This window comes from Pseudomonas sp. P9_31, from assembly GCF_034008235.1.
In the GTDB taxonomy this organism is placed as follows: Bacteria; Pseudomonadota; Gammaproteobacteria; order Pseudomonadales; family Pseudomonadaceae; genus Aquipseudomonas.
Map to the genome: position 1 here is coordinate 5,297,700 of NZ_CP125375.1, position 16,951 is coordinate 5,314,650.

Annotated in this window: 13 protein-coding genes; 4 read left to right on the forward strand and 9 right to left on the reverse strand. The window is 60.8% G+C overall.

The features are described 5' to 3' along the window. Window positions 1–41: 41 nt before the first annotated feature. Window positions 42–1,388 (reverse strand): metalloprotease PmbA, encoded by a 1,347-nt coding sequence (gene pmbA / locus QMK51_RS24065; RefSeq protein ID WP_258697551.1) that lies wholly within the window; start codon window positions 1,386–1,388, stop codon window positions 42–44. A 108-nt stretch (window positions 1,389–1,496) separates the two neighbouring features. Between pmbA and yjgA the strand changes: the two genes are divergently transcribed. Then, window positions 1,497–2,021, forward strand: a complete 525-nt coding sequence (yjgA, locus tag QMK51_RS24070; RefSeq protein ID WP_258697552.1) for a ribosome biogenesis factor YjgA — start codon at window positions 1,497–1,499, stop codon at window positions 2,019–2,021. Window positions 2,022–2,069: 48 nt separating this feature from the next. On the opposite strand, the gene tldD is transcribed toward yjgA, so the two are convergent. The 8 genes from tldD to mreB all read right to left on the reverse strand — a co-directional run bounded on the left by tldD (window position 2,070) and on the right by mreB (window position 13,492). After that, the gene (gene tldD, locus QMK51_RS24075; protein WP_258697553.1) at window positions 2,070–3,512 is read right to left on the reverse strand and encodes a metalloprotease TldD; all 1,443 of its coding nucleotides are present in this window, start codon (window positions 3,510–3,512) and stop codon (window positions 2,070–2,072) included. Between the two features lie 12 nt (window positions 3,513–3,524). Continuing rightward, on the reverse strand, window positions 3,525–4,379 hold the full coding sequence (locus QMK51_RS24080) for a carbon-nitrogen hydrolase family protein (protein WP_320392231.1): 855 nt from the start codon (window positions 4,377–4,379) through the stop codon (window positions 3,525–3,527). Window positions 4,380–4,485: 106 nt separating this feature from the next. Continuing rightward, entirely contained in the window at window positions 4,486–8,289 is a 3,804-nt protein-coding gene (locus QMK51_RS24085) for a YhdP family protein (RefSeq protein WP_320392232.1), read from the reverse strand. Window positions 8,290–8,364: 75 nt separating this feature from the next. Continuing rightward, window positions 8,365–9,822: a ribonuclease G gene (gene rng, locus QMK51_RS24090; RefSeq protein WP_258697556.1), complete on the reverse strand. Its 1,458-nt coding sequence runs from the start codon at window positions 9,820–9,822 to the stop codon at window positions 8,365–8,367. Between the two features lie 57 nt (window positions 9,823–9,879). Continuing rightward, on the reverse strand, window positions 9,880–10,476 hold the full coding sequence (locus QMK51_RS24095; RefSeq protein ID WP_320392233.1) for a Maf family protein: 597 nt from the start codon (window positions 10,474–10,476) through the stop codon (window positions 9,880–9,882). Between the two features lie 202 nt (window positions 10,477–10,678). Further along, complete coding sequence (gene mreD / locus QMK51_RS24100) at window positions 10,679–11,170, reverse strand: rod shape-determining protein MreD (RefSeq protein WP_258697558.1); 492 nt, start codon at window positions 11,168–11,170, stop codon at window positions 10,679–10,681. Next, window positions 11,170–12,312, reverse strand: a complete 1,143-nt coding sequence (gene mreC / locus QMK51_RS24105) for a rod shape-determining protein MreC (RefSeq protein ID WP_320394560.1) — start codon at window positions 12,310–12,312, stop codon at window positions 11,170–11,172. Before mreC ends, mreD begins: the two co-directional genes overlap by 1 nt. Before the next feature lie 142 nt (window positions 12,313–12,454). Then, the gene (mreB, locus tag QMK51_RS24110; protein ID WP_002555108.1) at window positions 12,455–13,492 is read right to left on the reverse strand and encodes a rod shape-determining protein MreB; all 1,038 of its coding nucleotides are present in this window, start codon (window positions 13,490–13,492) and stop codon (window positions 12,455–12,457) included. A gap of 210 nt (window positions 13,493–13,702) precedes the next feature. Between mreB and gatC the strand changes: the two genes are divergently transcribed. From gatC to gatB, 3 genes are read left to right on the forward strand one after another with little or no spacing between them, the layout of a single operon-like run. After that, complete coding sequence (gatC, locus tag QMK51_RS24115) at window positions 13,703–13,990, forward strand: Asp-tRNA(Asn)/Glu-tRNA(Gln) amidotransferase subunit GatC (RefSeq protein ID WP_007901429.1); 288 nt, start codon at window positions 13,703–13,705, stop codon at window positions 13,988–13,990. Between the two features lie 16 nt (window positions 13,991–14,006). Then, window positions 14,007–15,458 (forward strand): Asp-tRNA(Asn)/Glu-tRNA(Gln) amidotransferase subunit GatA, encoded by a 1,452-nt coding sequence (gatA, locus tag QMK51_RS24120; protein ID WP_320392234.1) that lies wholly within the window; start codon window positions 14,007–14,009, stop codon window positions 15,456–15,458. A 10-nt stretch (window positions 15,459–15,468) separates the two neighbouring features. Beyond that, a complete protein-coding gene (gatB, locus tag QMK51_RS24125) occupies window positions 15,469–16,914 on the forward strand; it encodes an Asp-tRNA(Asn)/Glu-tRNA(Gln) amidotransferase subunit GatB (protein ID WP_320392235.1) in 1,446 nt (481 codons plus the stop codon). The last annotated feature ends 37 nt before the right edge of the window (window positions 16,915–16,951 follow it).

Below are 16,951 nucleotides of genomic sequence, written 5' to 3' on the forward strand. Positions count from 1 at the left end.
CATCCGATAGATGACGCGCCTTTTTGTGCAGCGGTCGGAGTTTAGCTACCCGCCACCGTCATTCGCTCGATCAACACCGAACCGGTGCGAATGTTGCTACGCAGCTCTAGGTCATTACCGACCGCCACGATCTGCTTGAACATGTCGCGCATGTTGCCAGCGATGGTCACTTCCTGGACCGCGAACTGGATTTCGCCGTTCTCGACCCAGAAACCCGCCGCACCACGGGAATAATCGCCAGTGACCATGTTCAGGCCCTGCCCCATCAGTTCGGTAACCAGCAGGCCGCGGCCCATGCGGCGCAGCAAGGCGGCCTGATCTTCGTCGCCATGGGTGACGAACAGGTTGTGCACGCCGCCGGCGTTGGCGGTGCTCGGCATGCCAAGCTTGCGGCCGGAGTAGGTACCTAATATGTAAGACACCAGCTCGCCCTTCTCCACGAACGGCTTGGCGTATGTCGCCAGGCCGTCACCGTCGAAGGCCGAGCTGCCCAGGGCGCGCATCAAGTGCGGACGTTCATCGATGGTCAGCCATTCCGGGAACAGCTTCTGCCCCAGGGTGCCTTCGAGGAACGACGATTTTCGATACAGGCTGCCGCCGGAAATCGCCGAGAGGAAACTGCCGAACAAGCCACCGGCCAGTTCCGCGGAAAACAGCACCGGCACTTCGCAGGTCGGCACCGGGCGGGCGCCCAGACGGCTCGCCGCCCGCTGCGCGGCACGTTGGCCGATGCTCTCCGGAGAAGCCAGCAAGTTGCCCTGACGGTTCACGTCATACCAGTAATCGCGCTGCATCTGGCCTTCGGCTTCGGCAATCATTACGCAACTGAGGCTGTGACGGGTCGACGCATAACCACCGATAAAACCGTGGCTGTTGCCGTAAACCCGGCAGCCCTGGTGAGTGCTGAGGGTGGTACCGTCGGCGTTCTTGATCCGGCTGTCGGTGGCAAACGCTGCTGCTTCACAAGCCAGGGCCTGCTCAATGGCTTGCTCCGGGGTGATGCCCCATTGGTGGAACAAATCGAAATCCTGCAGATCCTTGGCCATCAGCGCGGCATCCGCCAGGCCTGAGGCTTCGTCTTCGGAGGTGTGCTTGGCAATGGCCAGCGCGGCGGCAACGGTTTCGCGAATCGCCTCCGAACCACTGGCCGAGGTGCTGGCCGAACCCTTGCGCTGCCCTACATACAAGGTGATGCCAAAGCCCTGGTCGCGGTTGAACTCAACGGTTTCGACTTCCCGCTGACGCACCGTGGTCGACAAGCCCTGCTCCAGCGACACTGCCACTTCACAGGCACTGGCGCCCTGGCGTCTGGCTTCAGCGATGATCTGCTCGACTTGTTCTTGCAGTGCCGGCAACGCTTGTGGGCCGACGCTTTCAACTGCACTCATGCTGTTCTCCACTCAAATTCTGCTTTCGGTAACGGTCATCGAGCGACCGGGCCGGACAAGCGGCCCCCGACTGGTTATCATGGCGGCGTTTCTTTGCGGACGGCCACCATGGTTGATTCTTACGACGACTCCCTCGATACGGGAGAAAAAAGCAAATCCCAGGTCAAACGCGAGCTGCATGCTCTGGTTGACCTCGGCGAGCGCCTTACAACACTCAAGCCTGACCTGCTGGCAAAACTGCCCTTGACCGACGCTTTGCGCCGGGCTCTGGCCGATGCGCCCAAGCACACCGCGAACATCGCGCGTAAACGGCACCTTCAGTTCATCGGCAAGCTGATGCGCGATCAGGACACTGACGCCATTCTCACCCTGCTCGATCAACTCGATGCCTCCACCCGGCAGTACAACGAACGTTTCCACGGCCTGGAACGCTGGCGCGATCGCTTGATCGCGGGCGACGACGCCGTCCTGGAGAAATTCGTCGTCGATTACCCGGAGGCCGATCGTCAACAATTGCGCTCCCTGATCCGTCAGGCCCAGCACGAACTGGCGACCAACAAGCCACCGGCTTCGAGCCGTAAAATCTTCAAGTACATCCGTGAGCTGGACGAGACTCAACGCGGTTTGCGTTAAGTCCCGAATCGGGTGAGCCACCTAGCGGCTCACCCGAAGCTCCATTTCTTACGCGCCCGTGCCACCCACGGTAATCGCATCGATTTTCAGCGTTGGCTGGCCGACACCCACCGGCACCGACTGCCCATCCTTGCCACACGTCCCCACACCGCTGTCCAGCGCCAGATCGTTACCGACCATCGACACCCGACTCATGGCTTCCGGCCCGTTGCCGATCAACGTCGCGCCTTTGACCGGGGCGGTAATCTTGCCGTCTTCGATCAGGTACGCCTCGCTGGTGGAGAACACGAACTTGCCGCTGGTGATGTCCACCTGACCGCCGCCGAGGTTGGCGCAGTAGATGCCTTTTTTCACCGAGGCGATGATTTCCGCCGGGTCGCTTTCGCCACCGAGCATGTAGGTGTTGGTCATGCGCGGCATCGGCAGGTGCGCGTAAGACTCGCGACGACCGTTGCCGGTGCGGGCCACGCCCATCAGGCGCGCGTTGAGCTTGTCCTGCATATAACCTTTGAGCACACCGTTTTCGATTAGCGTGGTGCACTCGGTCGGGGTGCCTTCGTCGTCGACGCTCAGCGAACCACGGCGCCCGGCGAGGGTGCCGTCATCGACGATAGTGCAGAGCTTCGATGCAACCATCTCGCCCATGCGCCCGCTGTAGGCCGAACTGCCCTTGCGGTTGAAATCGCCTTCCAGACCATGGCCGACCGCTTCGTGCAGCAGCACACCGGACCACCCCGAACCCAACACCACCGGCAACGTACCGGCCGGGGCCGGAATGGCTTCCAGGTTTACCAGCGCCTGACGCAACGCTTCACGGGCATAGCCCATGGCGCGGTCGTCGCTGAGGAAATAGCGGTAGTCGGTACGACCGCCGCCGCCATGACCGCCGCGTTCACGGCGACCGTTCTGCTCGACGATCACACTGACGTTGAAACGCACCAGCGGCCGCACATCCGCCGCCAGGCCGCCATCAGTGGAGGCTATCAAAATCCGCTCCCAAACCCCGGCCATGCTCACGGTGACTTGCTGGATACGCGGGTCGAGGGCGCGGGTCGCCACGTCGATACGCTTGAGCAGCTCGACTTTCTCGGCACGGGTCATCACTTCCAGCGGGTTGTCTGGCCCATACAACTGGGTAACATCCTGGGTGGTGAACGCCTGCACGGTGCCGTTCTGCCCGGCCCGGGAGATCGAACGGGCCGCACCGGCTGCCGCCCCCAACGCTTCGAGGGTGATCGCATTGCTGTAGGCGAAACCGGTTTTTTCACCCGATTGCGCACGCACACCAACACCCTGGTCGAGGTTGAAGCTGCCTTCCTTGACGATCCCGTCTTCCAGTGCCCAGGACTCGGAAATCTGCCCCTGAAAATACAGGTCGGCGGCATCGATGCCCGGGCCGGCCAGATCACCGAGCACACCTTGCAGGCTCTCGATCGTTACGCCGCCGGGCGCCAGGAGGTGTTCACTGACTGAGGACAACAACTCGCTCATATGCTTTACGCCTTAAATTCGTCGTTCTGATGCAGGTCGCTGGGCGCCCTGCGAGAAAAAGCGCCGGTGAGTGGACACCGGCATCCGCGCCCTGATGGACGCCTGTTCGCTGCTGTCGCGTTCGGCCAGCAGCACGGCCTCACCCTGATCCTGTTGTGCCAGCACACGCCCCCAGGGGTCAACGATGGCGGCATGACCAAACGTTTCTCGTGGCCCTGGATGCGTCCCACCCTGGGCGGCCGCGAGCACGTAACACTGAGTCTCGATGGCCCGAGCGCGAATCAGCACATCCCAATGCGCCGCACCCGTCACCGCGGTAAAAGCCGACGGCGCGGTAATCAATTCCGCGCCGGCTGCACGCAGTTCGCTGTACAGCTCCGGAAATCGCAAGTCGTAACAGACGGTCAGGCCGACTCGACCGACCGGCGTATCAGCAACCACCACACCACTGCCATAAGCATAGTCATCGGATTCGCGATAACGCCCGCGATTGTCCGCCACGTCCACGTCGAACAGGTGCAGCTTGTCGTACCGCGCCACGGTCTCGCCCTGGTCATCGACCAGCAACGAACACGCATGCGATTTGGCCATCGGTTGATCCACCGGCGGCAACGGTAACGTACCGGCCACTATCCATAACTTGAGGTCGCGGGCGGTCTGTTTCAACCACGGCAGGATCGGGCCTTCGCCCAAGGCTTCGGCGCGGCCGATGTCGGCAATGTCGCGACGGCCCATGGCGGCGAAGTTTTCCGGCAGCACAGCAAGTCGCGCACCACCGGTCGCCGCCTGCTCCAGCAGACGACGGGCCTGGGCCAGATTGGCCAGCACGTCGCTCTGGCTGACCATTTGAATCACCGCTACAGACATGGCCATTTCCTTATCTGGAATCAACACATACCTGTAGGAGCTGCCTGCGGCAGCTCCTACAGGGGGCTTACGGCCATGCTACTCCATAGGCCTGGAAAGTGGCTTTTCAAAAAGGCTTGTCGAAGGTGATTTTCGGTTCTTTCCATGGGCCTTTGACGGTGTATTTGACGCTGGCGAAACGCGCCACGCGGTCACCGATCAGCTTATCGATCAGGAACAGCGCCCCGCCGACAGCCGGTGCTCCGACGATCAGCGCGGCAATTGGCAGATTGTTGGTCACCGGCAAGGTCACCAGTAACCTGGCATCGACCTGATCCGCCACCAGGTCCAGTGTGCCGTTGAGTTCCAGGTTGCTCGACGGGCCGGTCAGCAAGATCGGCTCACGGGTCACGTACACCCCGTTGGTCGCGACCAGCAGGCCTTTGACCCGGTCATAGCTCAAGCCTTTGCCAAACAGGTCGGAAAAGTCCAGGCGCAAGCGGCGACCGATGGAGTTGAAGTTGAGCAGGCCGAATACCCGTAGAGCCTGGGCGCTGCCCTCGACTTCAACGAACTGACCTTTATTGAGCGATGCATCAAGAGTGCCGGAGAAGCGTTTGGTAGCCAGCCACGCCGGTGAGCCGGGCCAGCGACCGTCGACATCCATGTGAAACTCTTCACTGGTGACGCTCGGCGCAAAACCCCAGCCCTTGAGCACGTCGGCGAGGTTCTTGCCACTGACCCGGCCCTTGTACCAACTGCTGGAATTACCCGGCGTGCCTTCCCAACCACCGCTGCCTTGCAAGAGGATGCCCTTGAGGCCCAGATCCAGGGTATTGAGGGCAATGCCTTTGGCGGTCGGGCGGACTTTCAACTGCCAGCCGCCCACCAGATCCTGCCCCTGGAACAGTTGATTGATGGTGATATCCAGCGCCGGGATCTTCGTCGGGTCTACGGTGGCCAGCGGATCCGGCGAGTTCTCGTCGGCCAGCGCCGTCGGGTCGGGTGCCGGTAAACGTACGTATTGCAGATTGACCGCAATCGGTGCCGCTTTCGCATCGGGGATGCCGACGGTGCCCTTGGCCTGCTGACTGTCGAGTTGCAAGGCCCATGCGGTTGGCTTGCGCGTCAACTGCACCGACGCCTGATCGAGGGTGGTGCCGAAACCGCTGAGCTTGCCAACCTTGATATCCGCGCCACTGAGCAACTGCTTGGCACTGCCGCCCGGATTCTGCCCGGCATACCTGGTCACCAGATCCTGCCAGGGTGCGACATCCAGCTCGGACAGTACACCGCGCACTCGCAAGCCTTTGGCGCCGGGCAACACGGCATTGCTGCCACCGAGAAACAGCTCGCCGCGACCGTCGACGAAATTGCCGGTCGGGGCCGCAAACGTGAAGTTCGCCAGTTCACCGTAGTTGACCCAGTAACGCCGCTCCGGTCCTTGCAGGGTCATGCGGAACACGGTGTCGCGCCCGACATCGGCCGCCATGCCGAACGGCGCCGGCAAATCCACCGCCACGCCTTTGAGACTGGAGCTGACCATCAATTGGCTGTCGGCGCCATCAAGGTTCAGTTGCAACTGATAAGGGATCAAGCCCGTCACCGGCAACGGCTGAGTGACGTTCAACCATTCAGTGAGCTTCTTGACCTCGACTTCCCCCGATGCGGCGACCCGAGTATTGAGCTTGCCCGCACCGCCATCGGCGAAAATCTGTGCGGTCACTGGCTTGTCGAACGCGCGCGCCGTGATCTTTTGCCCGCTCAAACCCTTGATACTGTCGAAACGGAAATCGCCCTTGAGTTGCGTCAGTTCCAGGGGCGGCTCGCTGAGCTTCAAGCGGGCCTTGTCGGTCTTGAAGTCGACGAGAATTTTCGGCCGCTCGCCTTTGACCAGCGGGATATCGAGTTTGAGCTTGCCTTGCAGGTCGCCATCGCCTTCCCAACCGGCGAACGTGTCGGCGGTGCCGATCGGCGCTTCCTGCAGAATTTTCAGGCCATCACCCAACCCGCCAGCGAACCCGCCACCGAGGAACAAATGAGTGCTCTGCCCGACAGGCGCATGGGGAATATCGACGTAGATGTCGCTGACCTGTGTACCGAGCAATTGCCCCTTGCTGGCCAGAATCCTCACGCCGCTGTCTTCGACGAACACATCGCCGGTGACCTTGCTGACATGTGGCCACCCTGGCTGAAACGCCAGCTCGGCATCGTGAACCTTGAAAAACAGGCTGATGCTGCGAGCCGTTTCTGCGGCGCCATGGTTCAGCGAACCCTGGTACTGGAAGAAACCTTCATCCACCGCGCCTTTGAGAATCGCCGTACGCAGCCATTCGTCCAGCGCCGGGCTCAACATTTGCGGCAGGTATTTGGCGGTGTAACGGCCGTCGCCGTCGACCAGACCGACCCGCAGGTCCATGTAGTCTTCCTGGGTGTGATCGAAATGCAGGCGAATCAGGAAGTCGCCGGCAATCTTGCCCTCTTCGCCCAGCACCTTCAGGTACGGCGCGATCAGGGTGAAACCTTCTTTGTCGAGTTTCCAGGTCAGCCGGGCGTTGGCCTGAATGTACTGCCACGGTTTGGCGAAAATCGGGTCCAGGTGCAGGGAAAAATCCTTGCTGTCCATCCGCAACTCACCCTGCCCGAGGTCGCCGCTGATGCTGCCGCTGACATTTCGCGCCGCCGGTGCACCGTGATAAGCGTCGAAGCCGACCCGTTCCAGATTGGCGGCAAAGCTGAATTTGCTGTCATCGGTAGCCGCGGGGCGGAGGTCGATCAGTACATTGCGCAATACCCCGGTGACCTTGAGCCGCTCGACCGCCGTAGCGACACCTTCCGGAAGTGGCCCCAAGGCATTCAGCAACGGAGTGAGCGGTGTGAGGTCGATGCGGTCGGCTTGCAGATGCAAGAACTCTGGCGCCTTGTCGGTCGCCGCCATTTGTTGAAATTGCAGCTTCGATTCCCAGCGGGTTTCTCCCAGGTTCATGGCCAGAGAATCCAGGGTCACCAGGACGCCTGTGGAGCTGCGCTGGAAATACCCGTTAAGCGCCAGATTGTTGATCTGGATCGGCTTGCGCTCGGCGTAGGCACCCTTGAGTTGCGGCGCGTTCAAACGGATCGCGGCGCTTTGCAGGGCGCCCTCGCTCCAGTTCAGCCATAGCTCGCCACCGGCCTTGATCTCGGAGAAATTCCATTGTTGGGTCAGGCGCTCAGGCAACCATTTCGACCAATCGCTTTGCGGCAGGCTCAGGTAAGCCTCGGCCTCGCCGTCCTGCCACTGGCTGGCGTGGATACGGGTGCGCACACTCATCGCAACCGGCTGACCATCGGGCAGGTTCAGGCGCACATCGAGTCGCTGACGCGACACGCCGGTTCTCAGGTTCAGGCCGACGTAAGTCAGGGTCAGCGGTTGCTGTTCCAGAGGCTGCAAGGTCACCTGACTGTCGAGCACCGACAACTGCTGAACCGTTTGCATGCGATTGAGCAACTGCTCCGGATCGAGCGGCTGATCCTGCTGTACCGGCAAACCTTCCAGCGCCCAATGACCGTCCTCGCCTTCCTTGAGGCTGATCTTCAGGCCGCTAAGCTCCAGATGTGCGATGCGCACTTCGCGCGCCAGCAGGCTGGCCCAGAGATCGGGCACCGCGCGCACCTGATCCAGACGCAGGGCATTGGAACCCTCGCCGACCATCACATCATGGGCCAGCAAAACCGGGGCGAGGCCGCTCCAGTTGCCTTCCAGCGCACCAATACGCAGCCGCATGCCCAAGACATCGCTGGCTTTGGCTTCAACGTCGGCACGGTATTCGGCTACCAGCGGCGTCAACTCCCGGCCAAGGCTGACGAACAACGCCATCAGCACCAAAACCAACGCACACAGGCCCAGCCCCCAGCGGGTCAGTGCGGCAAAAATAAGTGTCAGACGGTCCATGTCAGTTGGCTCCCATGGCAAAAATACTGCAAAAAGCTGAGGCCAGCCGTTCTAGTGGGGTTGAAACACAACGATTCAGAGCAGCACCACGTCGTATTGTTCCTGGGAATACATGGTTTCTACCTGAAACCGAATGGTGCGCCCGATAAACCCTTCGAGCTCGGCGACGTTGCCCGACTCTTCATCGAGCAAACGGTCGACCACTTTCTGGTTCGCCAGCACGCGATAGCCTTCGGCCTGATAGGCCCGGGCCTCACGCAGGATTTCGCGGAAGATCTCGTAGCACACGGTTTCCGGAGTCTTGAGCTTGCCGCGTCCCTGACAGCTGCTGCACGGTTCGCACAGCACTTGCTCAAGACTTTCGCGGGTGCGCTTGCGGGTCATCTGCACCAGGCCCAGTTCGGTGATGCCGATGATGTTGGTCTTGGCGTGATCGCGTTCCAACTGCTTCTCGAGGGTGCGCAGCACCTGACGCTGATGCTCTTCATCTTCCATGTCGATGAAGTCGATGATGATGATCCCGCCCAGGTTGCGCAGACGCAGCTGACGGGCAATGGCGGTGGCGGCTTCGAGGTTGGTCTTGAAGATGGTTTCTTCGAGGTTGCGATGACCGACGAAGGCTCCGGTGTTGACGTCGATGGTGCTCATGGCTTCCGCCGGATCGACCACCAGATAACCGCCGGACTTGAGCGGTACCTTGCGCTCCAGAGCCTTTTGGATTTCGTCTTCGACGCCGTACAGGTCGAAAATCGGCCGCTCACCAGGGTAATGCTCCAGACGATCGGCGATTTCCGGCATCAGTTCGGCGACGAACTGCGTGGTTTTCTGGAAGGTTTCCCGGGAGTCGATCCGGATCTTCTCGATCTTCGGGCTCACCAGGTCGCGCAAGGTACGCAACGCCAGGCCGAGGTCTTCGTAAATCACACTCGGCGCGCTGATGGTTTTGATCTGGACGTTGATCTGATCCCAGAGCCTGCGCAGGTAGCGGATGTCCATGAGGATTTCATCGGCCCCGGCCCCTTCGGCAGCGGTGCGCAGAATAAAGCCGCCGGCTTCCTTGATGCCTTCTTTGGCCACGCAGTCGGTGACCACTTGCTTGAGGCGCTCACGCTCGGCTTCGTCTTCGATCTTCAACGAAATGCCGACGTGGGCGGTGCGCGGCATGTACACCAGATAGCGCGACGGAATCGACAATTGCGTCGTCAGGCGTGCACCTTTGGAGCCGATCGGGTCCTTGGTGACTTGCACCACCAGGCTCTGACCTTCGTGAACCAGCGCGCTGATGCTCTCCACCGCCGGACCTTCGCGCAGGGAAATTTCCGAGGCATGAATGAATGCGGCGCGATCCAGACCGATATCGACGAAGGCGGCCTGCATGCCCGGCAATACCCGCACGACCTTCCCTTTATAGATGTTGCCGACGATCCCGCGCTTTTGCGTGCGCTCGACATGGACCTCTTGCAGCACACCGTTTTCGACCACCGCCACGCGCGATTCCATCGGCGTGATGTTGATCAGGATCTCTTCACTCATGGCAGGGTCTCGTTCAGGCATGTTCACGATAATGGCCGCATCTTGTCAGTACGACGCTCAGCGCGCGTTAAGGGTTTGCCAACAGGGTATGCCGAAATGGCCGAGCAGTTCTGCGGTTTCGCACAGCGGCAATCCGACCACCGCCGAGTAGCTGCCATTGAGCCCGGCGACGAACACCGCGCCCAGCCCTTGAATCCCATAGCCGCCAGCCTTGTCCCGAGGTTCGCCGCTGGCCCAGTAGGCCGCCGCTTCATCGCGGTCGATAGTGCGAAACCGTACCAGACTGCGCACCACCAAAGACTCGCAGCGCTCGCCGTCCTGCACCGCAATCGCCGTCAACACTTCATGTTCACGGCCGGACAACAGCATAAGCATGGCGCACGCCTGGGCTTCATCCACCGGTTTGCCGAGAATTTTCCCGTCCAGCACCACAGCGGTGTCGGCGCCCAGCACGCAGAAATTCGCGTCGGACACGACCGTCCCGCGCCCGGCTTCGGCCTTGCCGCGCGCCAGACGCTCGACATAGGCCGATGGAGATTCTTGAGGTAAAGGGGTTTCATCGATGTCCGCGCTGATGGCGGAGAACGGCACGCCGATCTGCATGAGCAGTTCACGCCGACGTGGCGAGCCTGAGGCGAGGTATAACGATTTCATCAAGACATCTCCCTGTCTAGTGCCCTGTCTCACAAATACTGTTCCTTTTTGGCGGCGTCTGCTGTTGCCATACTGCGTTGCCGCTCCTCGCCATAGCGAGCCATGACTCGTCGCGGCGCCTTGTCTTGCAACAACAGCCACTCGCCAAAAAAGGAACGTATTTGCGAGACAGAGCACCGGTGCGGGCACATGCCTGACCGAATCAAGTGATTTTGTAGCGTCGACGCAAACCCCGCAAACCGAAGCTGATCCATGGCCAGAGCAATGCACTGACCAGCGCCGGCAACACCAGCGCCAGGGTCGGCTGACGATTGCCGGTCAGAGCACTCAGCCACAACTGAACCAGTTGGGCGAGGCCGAAGATCACCAGGATCACCAGGCTTTGTTGCCACATCGGGAACATGCGCAGGCGCTGTTGCAGCGACAGCACCAGAAACGTAATGAGCGTGAGGATCAACGCATTCTGGCCCAGCAACGTGCCATACAGCACGTCTTCGGCCAACCCCAGGCACCAGGCGGTCACCATGCCGACTTTCTGCGGCAAGGCCAATGCCCAGAAGGCCAACAGCAAGGCCAGCCACAGAGGACGCAGGATTTCCATGAATTGCGGCAGCGGCGAAACGCTGAGCAGCATGCCGATGGCGAACGTCAGCCAGACCATCCAGCCGTTACGAGATGCAGTTGTACCGCCCATTATTCTCTTCCCCCAGTGGTGGCCGGCGCGGAGACAGGCGGTTTGGCAGCAGGCTTCACGGCAGCGGGATGGGCCGCCGGTGGTTTAGTAGCCACTGGCGCCACCGCGGGCGGTTTGGCGGCCGCAGGGTGAGCAGCGCCAGGCTTGACCAGGGTCGCCGCGGCAGGTGCAACAGGTGCAGCTGCCGGCACAGCCGGAGCAGCAGCCGGGATCACCGACGCGGCCGGTTTCGGCACGGTCGCTGGAATGATCGGCCCACCGCCGTGTTGGTCCAGAGACTCCTGAGCCTGGGCCGCTTCGTTGGCGCGTTCCTCGGCTGTGCGGCCGTCACTGAATACCAGCAACAGATAACGGCTGCGGTTCAGCGCGGCGGTCGGCACCGCACGGACGATGGCAAATGGTTGGCCGGAGTCGTGGATCACTTCCTTGACCGTCGCCACCGGGTAACCCGCCGGGAAACGCTGACCAAGGCCGGAGCTGACCAGCAGATCGCCTTCTTTGATATCGGCGGTATCGGCCACATGACGCAGCTCAAGGCGTTCCGGGTTGCCGGTGCCGCTGGCAATCGCACGCAGGCCATTACGGTTCACCTGCACCGGAATGCTGTGGGTGGTATCGGTCAGCAACAGCACGCGGGAGGTGTACGGCATCAACTCAACCACCTGACCCATCAGGCCGCGAGCGTCGAGCACTGGCTGACCGAGGATCACACCGTCGCGCTCACCTTTATTGATGATGATGCGATGGGTAAAGGGGTTGGGGTCCATGCCGATCAACTCGGCCACTTCGACCTTCTCGTTGACCAGTGCAGAAGAATTGAGCAGCTCGCGCAGCCGAACGTTCTGCTCGGTAAGGGCAGCAAGCTTTTGCATGCGCCCCTGCAACAGCAGGTTTTCGGTTTTGAGTTTTTCGTTTTCGGCGACCAGTTCGGTCCGGCTGCCGAATTGGCTGGCCACACCTTGCCATAGCCGCTGCGGCAGGTCGGTGATCCAGTAAGACTGCATCAGCACCAGCGACATTTGGCTACGCACTGGCTTGAGCAGTGTGAAGCGGGCATCGACCACCATCAGCGCGACCGATAGCACGACCAGCACCAACAAGCGCACGCCCAGTGAGGGGCCTTTGGTGAAAAGCGGTTTAATAAGCCGCTCCTCCCAGGCAAATGTTCTCTTTATTCATACGGCATCAAACCGGCCTGGATGCAGACTGACAGAAGATAAACGCCAACAGGCAGCACTGCAAAGTGCTGCCTGCGGGCCCACAGCATAGATGCAACCCAACGATTTATTCGCTGGAAAGCAGGTCCATGGTGTGTTTATCCATCATTTCCAATGCACGGCCACCGCCGCGAGCAACGCAGGTCAGCGGGTCTTCGGCGACGATCACCGGCAGACCGGTTTCCTGGGCCAGCAACTTGTCGAGGTCGCGCAGCAAGGCGCCACCACCGGTCAGTACCAGACCACGTTCGGCGATATCCGATGCCAGCTCCGGAGGCGATTGCTCCAGCGCGCTTTTCACAGCCTGAACGATGGTGGCCAGGGACTCTTGCAGAGCTTCCAGCACTTCGTTGGAGTTCAGGGTGAATGCACGTGGAACGCCTTCGGCCAGGTTACGGCCACGAACGTCGACTTCGCGAACTTCGCCGCCCGGGTATGCCGTACCGATTTCCTGCTTGATGCGCTCGGCGGTGGACTCGCCGATCAGGCTGCCGTAGTTGCGACGCACGTAGGTGATGATCGCTTCGTCGAAGCGGTCGCCGCCAACCCGTACGGATTCGGCATAGACCACACCATTGAGGGAGATCAGCGCGATTTCAGTGGTACCGCCACCGATATCGACCACCATCGAACCACGGGCTTCTTCAACCGGCAGGCCGGCACCGATCGCGGCAGCCATCGGCTCTTCGATCAGGAACACTTCGCGTGCACCGGCACCAAGGGCCGATTCACGGATGGCACGACGCTCAACTTGGGTGGATTTGCATGGAACGCAGATCAGCACACGAGGGCTAGGCTGCAAAAAGCTGTTTTCGTGAACCTTGTTGATAAAGTACTGCAGCATCTTTTCGCAGACGCTGAAGTCGGCGATCACGCCGTCCTTCATCGGACGAATGGCAGCAATATTGCCCGGCGTACGACCGAGCATGCGCTTGGCCTCGGTGCCGACAGCCACGACACTTTTCTGGTTACCGTGTGTCCGAATAGCCACAACGGAGGGCTCATTCAGGACGATACCGCGCTCGCGCACGTAAATAAGGGTGTTGGCAGTGCCCAGGTCAATGGAGAGATCGCTGGAAAACATGCCACGCAGTTTCTTGAACATGGGAAAGGGACCCTAGGCAACGCGTGGGTAAAAAAGTGCGGCAAACTCTAACAACGACAGGGATTTTGGGCAAGGCGCCAATATGTTAAATTGGCCGCTTTTCTGTGCACCAAGCCCCACAATCGCGGCCTTGAGACCGTAGAAATGCGGTAGTGTTCCGACAATCTAACACACGGACGCCGTCCGTTCTGTTTTCCACTGGAGATTCCCATGGCGCTTGAACGCTCCGACGTGGAAAAAATCGCTCATCTGGCCTGCCTTGGCCTCAATGATGCCGATCTTCCACACATCACTTCGGCCCTGAACAGCATTCTCGGGCTGGTCGACGAAATGCAAGCGGTCAATACCGACGGTATCGAGCCGCTGGCCCACCCACTGGAAGCCAGCCAGCGCCTGCGTGCAGACGTCGTGACCGAAACCAATCATCGTGAGGCCTATCAGTCCATCGCACCAGCGGTCGAAAACGGCCTGTACCTGGTTCCGAAAGTCATCGACTAAAGGGAAAGAGCCTGCAATGCATCAATTGACTCTGGCCGAGATCGCCCGCGGACTCGCCGATAAAAAGTTTTCTTCCGAAGAGCTGACCAAAGTCCTGCTGGCGCGCATCGCCCAGCTCGACCCGCAGCTCAACAGTTTCATCAGCCTCACCGAAGACCTGGCGCTGCAGCAGGCGAAAGCCGCTGACGCTCGTCGGGCCAATGGTGAGAGCGGCGCCCTGCTCGGCGCGCCGATCGCCCACAAAGACCTGTTCTGCACCCAGGGCATCCGCACCAGCTGCGGCTCGAAGATGCTCGACAACTTCAAAGCACCGTACGACGCCACCGTGGTCGCCAAACTGGCCGCTGCCGGGGCCGTGACCCTGGGCAAGACCAACATGGACGAATTCGCCATGGGGTCGGCCAACGAGTCGAGTTACTACGGCGCAGTGAAAAACCCGTGGAACCTGGAACACGTTCCGGGCGGTTCGTCTGGTGGTTCGGCTGCTGCAGTTGCCGCTCGTCTGTTACCGGCCGCGACCGCCACCGATACCGGCGGCTCGATCCGCCAACCGGCAGCGTTCACCAACCTCACCGGTCTGAAACCGACGTACGGTCGCGTTTCGCGTTGGGGCATGATCGCTTACGCGTCCAGCCTCGATCAGGGCGGCCCATTGGCCCGCACCGCCGAAGACTGCGCGATCCTGCTGCAAGGCATGGCCGGTTTCGACCCGCAGGACTCCACCAGCATCGACGAGCCCGTGCCAGATTACTGCGCCGGCCTCAACGGTTCGCTGCAAGGCCTGCGCATCGGCGTGCCGAAGGAATACTTCAGCGCCGGTCTCGACCCACGCATCGCCGACCTGGTCATGGCCAGCGTTGAAGAGCTGAAAAAGCTCGGCGCCGTGGTCAAGGAAATCAGCCTGCCGAACATGCAGCACGCAATCCCTGCGTACTACGTGATCGCTCCGGCGGAAGCGTCTTCCAACCTGTCGCGTTTCGACGGCGTGCGTTTCGGCTATCGCTGCGAAGCCCCGAAAAACCTGGAAGACCTGTACAAGCGTTCCCGTGGCGAAGGTTTCGGCCCGGAAGTGCAGCGCCGGATCATGGTCGGTGCCTACGCGCTGTCGGCCGGTTACTACGACGCCTATTACCTGAAGGCACAGAAGATCCGTCGCCTGGTGAAGAACGACTTCATGGCAGCCTTTAATGAGGTCGACGTCATCCTCGGCCCAACCACGCCGAACCCGGCCTGGAAACTCGGCGCCAAGAACAGCGACCCGGTTGCTGCGTACCTGGAAGACGTCTACACCATCACCGCCAACCTCGCCGGTCTGCCGGGCTTGTCCATGCCTGCAGGTTTTGTCGATGGCCTGCCGGTCGGCGTGCAGTTGCTCGCCCCGTATTTCCAGGAAGGCCGCTTGCTCAACGTTGCGCACCAGTATCAGTTAAACACTGACTGGCACACTCGCACCCCAACCGGCTTCTGAGGAGAAACACATGCAATGGGAAGTCGTGATCGGGCTGGAGATTCATACCCAGCTCACCACCCGGTCGAAAATCTTTTCCGGTAGTTCCACCACCTTCGGTTCCGAGCCGAACACCCAGGCCAGCCTGGTTGACCTCGGCATGCCCGGCGTACTGCCGGTGCTGAACCAGGAAGCGGTGCGCATGGCGGTGATGTTCGGTCTGGCCATCGATGCCGAGATCGGTCAGCACAACGTGTTCGCCCGCAAAAACTACTTCTACCCGGACCTGCCCAAGGGCTACCAGATCAGCCAGATGGAATTGCCGATCGTCGGCAAGGGCCACCTGGACATCGCCCTGGAAGACGGCACCGTCAAACGCGTCGGTATTACCCGCGCGCACCTGGAAGAAGACGCCGGTAAAAGCCTGCACGAAGAGTTCAACGGTGCCACCGGCATCGACCTGAACCGTGCCGGCACGCCGTTGCTGGAAATCGTTTCCGAGCCGGACATGCGCAGTGCCAAGGAAGCCGTGGCTTACGTCAAGGCGATCCATGCGCTGGTGCGTTACTTGGGCATCTGCGACGGCAACATGGCCGAAGGCTCGCTGCGTTGCGACTGCAACGTGTCGATCCGTCCAAAGGGCCAGGTTGAATTCGGTACACGCTGCGAGATCAAGAACGTCAACTCGTTCCGCTTCATCGAGAAGGCGATCAACACCGAAGTGCAACGTCAGATCGAGCTGATCGAAGAAGGCGGCAAGGTGATCCAGCAGACCCGTCTGTACGATCCGAACAAGGACGAAACCCGTCCGATGCGCAGCAAAGAGGAAGCCAACGACTACCGTTACTTCCCCGATCCGGACCTGCTGCCGGTGGTTATCGAGGACTCGTTCCTCGACGACGTGCGCGCCACCCTGCCGGAACTGCCGCCGCAGAAACGCGAGCGTTTCCAGGAACAGTTCGGTCTGTCGGTCTACGACGCCAGCGTCCTGGCCACCAGCCGCGAACAAGCCGATTACTTCGAGAAAGTCGCGAGCATCGGCGGCGACGCCAAACTGGCGGCCAACTGGGTCATGGTTGAACTGGGCAGCCTGTTGAACAAGCAAGGCCTGGACATCGACCAGTCGCCGGTGTCGGCCGAGCAACTGGGCGGCATGCTGCTGCGCATCAAGGACAACACCATCTCCGGCAAAATCGCCAAGGTGGTCTTTGAAGCCATGGCCAACGGCGAAGGCAGCGCGGACGAGATCATCGACAAGCGCGGCCTCAAGCAAGTGACCGACACCGGCGCAATCTCGGCGGTGCTGGACGAAATGCTCGCGGCCAACGCCGAACAGGTCGAACAATACCGCGCGGCAGACGAAGCCAAACGCGGCAAGATGTTCGGCTTCTTCGTCGGCCAGGCCATGAAAGCCTCCAAAGGCAAGGCTAACCCGCAACAGGTCAACGAACTGCTCAAAAGCAAGCTCGAAGGCTGATGAGAATGGAGCCAGATCTCAAGCCTGGCTCCATTCC